Source organism: Actinomadura bangladeshensis, assembly GCF_004348335.1.
GTDB classification, from domain to species: domain Bacteria; phylum Actinomycetota; class Actinomycetes; order Streptosporangiales; family Streptosporangiaceae; genus Spirillospora; species Spirillospora bangladeshensis.
Map to the genome: position 1 here is coordinate 1 of NZ_SMJW01000330.1, position 7,535 is coordinate 7,535.

Annotated in this window: 10 protein-coding genes; 6 read left to right on the plus strand and 4 right to left on the minus strand. The window is 70.6% G+C overall.

Annotated features, from left to right (window positions below):
• Window positions 1–57: 57 nt before the first annotated feature.
• Together E1284_RS36495 and E1284_RS36500 are read right to left on the minus strand one after the other, a co-directional pair.
• Window positions 58–465: an ATP-binding protein gene (locus tag E1284_RS36495; RefSeq protein WP_131944710.1), complete on the minus strand. Its 408-nt coding sequence runs from the start codon at window positions 463–465 to the stop codon at window positions 58–60.
• Complete coding sequence (locus tag E1284_RS36500) at window positions 462–779, minus strand: hypothetical protein (RefSeq protein ID WP_131944711.1); 318 nt, start codon at window positions 777–779, stop codon at window positions 462–464. Before E1284_RS36500 ends, E1284_RS36495 begins: the two co-directional genes overlap by 4 nt.
• Before the next feature lie 183 nt (window positions 780–962).
• On the opposite strand from E1284_RS36500, the gene E1284_RS36505 reads away from it, so the two are divergent.
• Both E1284_RS36505 and E1284_RS36510 read left to right on the plus strand, forming a co-directional pair.
• On the plus strand, window positions 963–1,832 hold the full coding sequence (locus tag E1284_RS36505) for a helix-turn-helix domain-containing protein (protein WP_131944712.1): 870 nt from the start codon (window positions 963–965) through the stop codon (window positions 1,830–1,832).
• A 23-nt stretch (window positions 1,833–1,855) separates the two neighbouring features.
• A complete protein-coding gene (locus tag E1284_RS36510; RefSeq protein ID WP_131944713.1) occupies window positions 1,856–2,053 on the plus strand; it encodes a DUF397 domain-containing protein in 198 nt (65 codons plus the stop codon).
• A gap of 231 nt (window positions 2,054–2,284) precedes the next feature.
• On the opposite strand, the gene E1284_RS36515 is transcribed toward E1284_RS36510, so the two are convergent.
• Window positions 2,285–3,061 carry an ABC transporter permease gene (locus E1284_RS36515; RefSeq protein WP_131944714.1) on the minus strand — a complete coding sequence of 259 codons (777 nt, stop codon included), beginning with the start codon at window positions 3,059–3,061 and terminating at the stop codon, window positions 2,285–2,287.
• The gene (locus E1284_RS36520; protein WP_131944715.1) at window positions 3,058–4,005 is read right to left on the minus strand and encodes an ATP-binding cassette domain-containing protein; all 948 of its coding nucleotides are present in this window, start codon (window positions 4,003–4,005) and stop codon (window positions 3,058–3,060) included. The genes E1284_RS36515 and E1284_RS36520 overlap by 4 nt, the downstream gene beginning before the upstream one ends.
• A gap of 54 nt (window positions 4,006–4,059) precedes the next feature.
• Here E1284_RS36520 and E1284_RS36525 point away from each other — a divergent pair, with 54 nt between their 5' ends.
• From E1284_RS36525 to E1284_RS36540, 4 genes are all read left to right on the plus strand, one after another.
• Entirely contained in the window at window positions 4,060–4,815 is a 756-nt protein-coding gene (locus tag E1284_RS36525; RefSeq protein WP_131944716.1) for a TetR/AcrR family transcriptional regulator, read from the plus strand.
• Between the two features lie 206 nt (window positions 4,816–5,021).
• Window positions 5,022–5,858 (plus strand): alpha/beta fold hydrolase, encoded by an 837-nt coding sequence (locus E1284_RS36530; RefSeq protein ID WP_131944717.1) that lies wholly within the window; start codon window positions 5,022–5,024, stop codon window positions 5,856–5,858.
• Window positions 5,851–6,414, plus strand: a complete 564-nt coding sequence (locus tag E1284_RS36535; RefSeq protein WP_207924159.1) for a TetR/AcrR family transcriptional regulator — start codon at window positions 5,851–5,853, stop codon at window positions 6,412–6,414. The genes E1284_RS36530 and E1284_RS36535 overlap by 8 nt, the downstream gene beginning before the upstream one ends.
• Before the next feature lie 294 nt (window positions 6,415–6,708).
• On the plus strand, window positions 6,709–7,535 hold an 827-nt coding region (locus E1284_RS36540; RefSeq protein ID WP_165965567.1), incomplete at its 3' end, for a DUF222 domain-containing protein.

Here is a 7,535-nt window from a genome sequence, read left to right on the forward strand (position 1 = left end):
CCCCCGCCCCGAGCCACCGGACAAATACCGATTCACCCGGCGGCTATCACCACTCTGCTATCCGCCCGCCACCTCGAACCACACGGAGACCCCGTCTTTGCCGTCGACGATCCCCCACCGGTCGGCGAGCCCGTCCACGATCATGAGCCCGCGCCCGGACTCGCTCAGCCCGTCCCGCTGGGGCGGCACGATCGGTCGCGCACGCGCACCGCCCTCGTCCTGGACCTCCACCCGCAGCCGCGTGGCCGAGACCAGCACGGACACTCGCACCCCACCTCCCGGCAGCCCACTATGGGTGTGGCGGACGGCGTTCGTGGCGATCTCGCACACCATGAGGTCGACGTCGTCCAGGTCGAACGAGTGCTCAACCCCCTCCAGCATCTGCCGCACGTAAGCACGCACGTCCCGGACGCCGAGCCCCTCACTGGACGACAGCCGGGCGTCCCTCCGCTCCCAGACGATCACGACGACACCCCCGCGATCCGCCGGGCGGCCAGCCGCACCGACTCGGCCGGAACCTTGCAGGCCGCATCCCACAGATAGGCCCACCGCCCGTCCCGCTCCTGGACGCCGAGCACCGCCAGCGACCGCCGCCGCGCGACCAGCGGAACCGAGAGCACGGGCTCCGCCGCGGCGTCGAGGTAGAGAACCGACCCCTGCCCGACCTCCCGAAGGGCCCACATGAGCCGCACGAGAACCCGAAACCGCTCCAACGTCACCCCGTCCTGCACCTGCCCATCGGGCACGGCGAGTGCTCGCGGGTTGGGTAGATTGCCCACAGTCCGACTCCTTCCAGTCGGGCGAGGCCCCGGGTCTCGGTGTAGCCGCACCGACCGGGGCCGCTCTCTCTGTTCTCCTGCGCCACGCCTTCACGCGGTGGCACTCTGTGTCCGCAAGAATGCACTACGTGCACGCTCTACGCAATACTGCATGTGAAATCCGGCTCACACAGGGAGAACCACGTGTCAGGCAAGCAAGACCGGAGTCACAGCCCGCTCCTCCGCGCCCGCCGCCTCGCGCTGGAGCTGACGAGGCGCCGTGAGGCCGCCGGTCTCACCCGCGACGAGGTGACGCGCCGCCTGGAGTGGGCGAACTCGACCCTGTTCCGCATCGAGACCGGCCGCACCAGGCCACAGCCTCGCAGCGTCCGCGAGCTACTCGACCTCTACGGCGTCACGGGCCCCGAGAAAGAGGGGCTCATCCAGCTTGCCCGCGAGGCCCGCCAACCCGGCTGGTGGCACTCCTTCCGCGACGTCCTCCCAAACCCCTACGAGGTCTTCATCGGCCTCGAAGCCGGCGCAGCATCGATCCGCACGTTCCAACCCCTGGGAGTGCCCGGCCTGCTCCAAACCCCCGACTACGCCCGCGCCATGATCCGTGGCGGGCCTCAGGAACTGGACGCCGACGAGATCGACCGCAGGCTGCAAGTACGCATGGCTCGACAGCGGGTCCTCGCAAAGACGGACCGTCCGCGCCTCTGGGTGGTGCTGGACGAGGGAGCGCTACATCGCATTGTCGGCAGCGAGACGATCATGCGCGAGCAACTTTCACACATGATCACAATGTCGGAACAGGGGAAGACGACAATTCAGGTCATCCCCTTCCGATGCGGCGCACACGCTGGCACCACCGGCCCGTTCGTCATCCTCGGCTTTGCCGAGGCAACCGATCCCGATGTGGTGTACCTGGAGGCCATCCCGGACGGCATCTACCTGGAGGGCACAAGTGACATCGAGGCATATATGGTGGCATTTGACCGTCTACTCGCCGCTGCCCTGCACCCTGATGCTTCGATATCGCTGATCAAACGGGTAGCGGCTGCAAGCAGCTGAGCATCATCTGGAGTGTCTGCGAGATGAACAGCCCGAACAAGCCGTGGCGCAAGAGTTCACGAAGCGGCCAGAACGGCGACTGCGTGGAGGTCGCCGACCTCGCTGCGGAGGTCGGAGTGCGAGACAGCAAGGCCCCGGACGCAGGGCACCTCTCGTTCGGCCCGCAGAACTGGACCGCGTTCGTGACCGACATACGAGGCGGCCGGTACGACCTGCCGTGAACCGGCCCGCCCTCTACGAACCCAGAACCCCACGCACCGCGCGGCTCTGCAGCAACCAGCGGACCAGGCGGACACACCATGACGCTTCTGGAGCTGATCAGTCGGCTGAGTGAGGCCGACAACGGCTTGACCGTCTACGCCCTGAACCGTCGACGACCGACAGCAACGCAATAGCCGTCCTCAAGCACAATGGCTCGAGCCGACCCGCCCCTCACAGCCGGGCCTCGTCCGTTACGTCGAGGTTCGGTGGCGGAACAGCAGGGCCGCGGTCGGGACGCTGATCAGCACTGCGCCCGTGAGCCAGGCCGCCGCCACCGTTCCAGCGGAGCCCATCGGCTGGTCCAGGAGCAGTGACCGGAGCGCTTCCACGATCGGTGTGATCGGCTGGTTCTCGGCGAAGCCGCGCAGCGCCCGCGGCATCGTCTCGGCCGGGACGAAGCCGTCCGACAGGTACGGCAGGAACAGGACGAGGAAGCTGAACGCACCGGCCGCTTGGACCGACTTGACCAGCAGCCCCCAGAGCACCGCCGCCGATGACACCGCCAGGATGTACCCCGCCAGCAGTGCCAGCGTGAGACCCCAGTCGGCGAGGGAGGCGTCCGGGCGGAAACCCAGGAGGACGGCCGCGAGCAGGGCGATGCCGGACGCCGCGCCGTTGCGGACGAGCGAGGCGACAACGTGTCCGGCGGGGACCGTCCAGCCGCTGATCGGCAGGGTGCGGAAGCGGTCGATCATCCCGCCGGTCATGTCCTCGGCGATGGCCGCGGCGGTCAGCGCGGCGCCGTAGCCGCCGGACATGAGCAGCACGGCGGGCACCACGAAGTCGATGTAGGCGAGGGCGCTGGAGCCGGTGTCGATCGCCCCGCCGAAGACGTACACGAACAGCACCATGATCACCACGGGCAGGACGGCGTTCATGATGAGGCCGTCGAGGATGCGCAGTTCGCGGCGCAGGTCGCGGACGACGAGGCGGCGCAGGTCGGCCGCCGCGGTCAGGACGGCGCTCATGCCGCTCCCTCCGTCAGCTCGAAGAAGACGTCGTCGAGGGTGGGGGCGCGCAGCTCCACGCGCTCGACGCGGACGCCGGCGCGGTGCATCAGGTCCAGCGTGCGGCGCAGGTGGTCGGGGCCTTGGACGGCCAGGGTGACCTCGCGGGCTTCCGTGTCGAGACGTGCCCCGGCGTCACCGCCGAGCGCGGACGCGGCGCGCGGCACGTCGCCGGCCCCGGACAGGCGCAGCATCAGGCGCTCGGCGCCGACCTGGCGCTTCAGCGCGGCGGGAGTGTCGTCGGCCACGACGCGGCCGCCGTCGATCACCACGACGCGGTCGGCGAGCCGGTCGGCCTCCTCCAGGTACTGGGTGGTGAGCAGGATGGTGGTGCCGGAGGCCAGCAGTTCGCGGATCACCGACCACAGCTCGGCGCGACCGCGCGGGTCGAGCCCGGTCGTGGGCTCGTCCAGGAACAGGATCCGCGGTTCCGACACCATGCTCGCCGCGAGGTCGAGCCGGCGCCGCATCCCGCCCGAGTAGGTCGCGGCTCGCCGGCTCCCGGCCGCGGCGAGGCCGAAGCGCTCCAGGAGCTCGTCCGCCCGCCGCCGGGCCCGCCGTCCGCCCAGGTGGCTGAGCCCGGCGAACAGCTCGAGGTTCTCCCGCCCGGTCAGCATGTCGTCCACCGTGGCCTGCTGGGCGGTCAGGCCGATCGTCCGGCGCACCGCGGCGCCCTCGCGCACCACGTCGTGCCCGCCCACCGCAGCGGCGCCACCGTCGGGTGCGAGCAGCGTGGTCAGGATGCGCACGGTGGTGGTCTTGCCCGAACCGTTCGGGCCGAGCAGGGCCAGCAGCGACCCGGCGGGCACGGTCAGATCGATCCCGGCCAGCACCCGCGTCGCGCCGAAGGACTTGGTCAGGCCGCGCGCATGGATCGCATCTGTGAATGTCGTACTGTGTATCATGTTCACTATTTTGAGCGTGCCACAATCCCGAGAGGGGGTCAAGGAGGGGGTTCCATGGCGCACGACCGGTCGCTGCCGCCCGTGCTGCGGCGCATGTGGGGGCGCGAGCCGGTACCGCGCCGCGGACCGCGGCCGCGGCTGGACCTGGCCGCGATCACCACCGCCGCCATCGAGATCGCCGATGACGAGGGGCTGGCGGGCGTCTCGATGGCCGGCGTCGCCTCCCGGGTGGGCGTGGCGACGACGGCGCTCTACCGGTACGTCGGAAGCAAAGAGGACCTGCTCACCGCGATGACCGACGCCGTCGCGGCGGCGCCGCCCGATCTGCGGGGCCTCCCCTGGCGGGACTACCTCGCCCTCTGGTGCCGGGCGCAGCGCGACGCCGTACTGGAGCACACGTGGCTGCTGTCCATCGACCGGCTCGTCCCGCCGCTCGGTCCGCGGCGGCTGCTGTGGCTCGACCGCGCACTGGCCTCCCTGGACGGCACGGGGCTCCACGACGGCGAGAAGGTCAACGTGGCGAGCGCCCTCGCCGGGTACGCGCTCACCGACGCCGCGATCGTCCACGGCGTCGGGGGCGGCGACCCGCAGATGGAGGCCGCGGCGATCACCGGGGCCGCCGGCTACGGCGAGATGCTGGCCGGACTGCTCGACCCGGAGACCTATCCGGCCCTGTCGGCCGCGATGCGCTCGGGGGCCATGCACGGTGCCGAGGGCTGGGTGGACGACGGCGACTTCGTCTTCGGGCTCGACCTGCTGCTCGACGGCATCGAGGCGCTGATCGAACGGCGCCGCGCCGCCGGGCGGTAGGCCGCCCGGACGCGCGCCTCCGTTCCTCGGCCGGCGGATCGCGGTGCTGGTGCCCGTGGCGGTCGTCGGCCCCCTGCTCTTGCCGCCCTACGCATGCGACCTCCTTTGATGCAGCCCCGTAATCACCAGTGGAGGGTGCACGGTTGACGTGGACGGCTAATCACGTTAGCTTCTAGCTAATCCTGTTAGCCAAGTTGGAGGACGTCGTGACCGAGTACCTGGCCGTCGAGGGCGGCACTATCGCTTACGAGGTGACGGGGGACGGTCCGCTGATCGTCCTCGCGCACGGTATGGGCGACAGCCGTGCCGCATACCGGGACGTGACTCCGCCGCTGGTGGAGGCGGGGTACCGGGTCGCGGCGGTCGATCTGCGGGGTTGCGGCGAGTCGAGTGTCGACTGGTCCGAGTGGAGCCGCACCGCCATCGCCGGGGATCTGCTCGCCGTTATCCGCCACCTGGGCGGGCCGGCCGTGCTCGTCGGGCACTCGGTCTCGGGCGGTGCCGCCACCATCGCCGCCGCGCAGGAGCCCTCGCTGGTCAGCGCGGTGGTCGAGCTGGCGCCGTTCACGCGCAAGCAGTCGATCAAGCTGGGCGATCTGCGGGTGAAGCGGTTCCGGCAGGGCATGCTGCGGCTGCTCGGCACCGCGATGTTCGGCAGCGTGCGGCTCTGGCGCTCCTACCTCGACGTCGCCTACCCGGGCGCGAAGCCCGCCCACTGGGACGAGCGGCTCGCCCGCATCGACTTCCTGATGCGCGAGCCGGGCCGGATGAAGGCCATGCAGGGCATGGGCCGCAGCGCTCCGACCGACGCGGGCGCGCAGCTCGGCAACGTCCGCTGCCCGGTCCTCGTCGTGGAGGGCACGCTCGACCCCGACTGGGCCGACCCGCACGCCGAGGGGACGGCGATCGTCGACGCCTTGCCGTCCGGCCTCGGCCGTCTGGAGATGATCGAGGGGGCCGGGCACTACCCGCACGACCAGTTCCCCGACCAGGTCGTCTCGCTCATCCTCGACTTCCTCCGCTCGGACGCCGCCCGTGCCTAGGGCCGGACTCGACTCGGCGGCCGTGGTCGCGGCCGGTGCCGCTCTCGCGGACGAGGTGGGCCTCGCCAAGCTGACAATGGGGCTGCTGGCCGAGCGGGTGGGTGTGCGCACCCCGTCCCTGTACAAGCACGTGAACGGCCTGGAAGACCTCAATCGGCGCATTGCGGTCCTGGCCTTGAACGAGGCCGCCGACGCCGTCGGCGGTGCGATCCAGGGGTACGCGGGCCGAGACGCCCTGGCGGCCGCCGCGCGTGCCTTCCGCGCCTTCGTCGTGGCGCATCCCGGGCGGTACGCCGCGACGATCGGCGTGGAGCCGTCCGGCCCGGACGATCCGCTGGCCGCCGCCGGTCAGCGGCTGCTCACCGCGTTCACGGCGGTCTTGCGCGGTTACGAGGTCCCGGAGTCCGACGTGGAGCACGCTCTACGCACGTTGCGCAGTCTGTGTCACGGCTTCGGCACGTTGCAGGCGTCCAACGGGTTCCAGTGGAGCGCCGACATCGACGAGAGCTTCGAGTGGCTGATCGCCTTCGCCGATCGGGGTCTGCGCAGCATGTGAGACCGCCGCCGCTCTTCGGTGACGTCGGTCTGCCGGCGCGCGCCAGGTCGAGCTCGTCGGTCGGCTCGTCCAGGAGTAGACGCGGCCATTCGCCCACGCTCCGCCCCCGAGCTTCACTTCCCCGTCTTTTCGCCCCCTGACGTGGCGGCCACCTGCCAGGGAAGCGGTGTCGGAATTTCCCGAAATGCCATTCTTGGAAGTATCTGCTGCACTTTCTGTGCACAACAAGAAAGCGACAAGAATTCGAACCGGTATTCGATGCAATGGCGGGTCCGGTCGGGTAAAATAGAGGTCATGGAAGCGGCCGGGATCGACGTTGCCGAGGCGTCCACCACCGAATTGGTGGACGCCGTCGCAGGCATCGCGGCCGAACTCGCCCGCCGGCCCCCGCCCGAGTCCGCAGCGGCCTGCATGGAACTCGCCGAGACTCTCGCTGCGGCGGGTGACCTGCAGGAGGCGGCCCTGGCCGGGCTGGTCGAGGTGGTGGACCGGGGCCGGGAAGTGCAACGCTGGGGGTTCCCCTCCACCCGGGCCTGGCTGCGCTCCCGGCTGGGCATGCGCGAGAACCGCGCCAAGGAACGCCTCACCCTGGCCCGGCAGCGGCACCGCCTCCCCGAAGTGGCGGAGCGCTGGGCCGCCGGACAGTTGTCCACCGGGTACGCCGCCACCATCGCCGACGCCGCCGCCCGCCTGGACGATGCTGACTGTGCCGCCGCGCAGGACATTCTGCTGGGGCTGGTCGAGCAGGGCTGCTCGGCGGGGAAGGTGGCCTCGTTCGGCCGCCGCATCCGCGACGTCATCACCGAACGCGACGGACACCAGCAGGCTCCTGACACCGACACCCGCCACGGTTATGAGCACTCCTGGATCGACTCCACCCGCTCCCTGGACGGCGGCCGCTACATCCACGGCTGGCTCAACGCCGAAGACACCGCCAGCTGGGACGGCACCCTCGCCCCCCTCGCCAAACCCGCAGGCACCGACGACCACCGCGACCTGGCCGAGCGGACGGCAGCCGCACTCACCTCAGTCCTCTCGGGCGGACACAAGGCCACCAAGGTCACCGTCATCTGCGACCTCGACTCCCTCACCGGCGGCACCACCCCCGCCCGCCTCACCGA

Bases quoted from the DNA above. Each gene is read 5' to 3' on its own strand.
- E1284_RS36510 (WP_131944713.1), top strand. From the start codon at position 1,856: ATGAACAGCCCGAACAAGCCGTGGCGCAAGAGTTCACGAAGCGGCCAG.
- E1284_RS36515 (WP_131944714.1), bottom strand. From the start codon at position 3,061: ATGAGCGCCGTCCTGACCGCGGCGGCCGACCTGCGCCGCCTCGTCGTC.
- E1284_RS36520 (WP_131944715.1), bottom strand. From the start codon at position 4,005: ATGATACACAGTACGACATTCACAGATGCGATCCATGCGCGCGGCCTG.
- E1284_RS36525 (WP_131944716.1), top strand. From the start codon at position 4,060: ATGGCGCACGACCGGTCGCTGCCGCCCGTGCTGCGGCGCATGTGGGGG.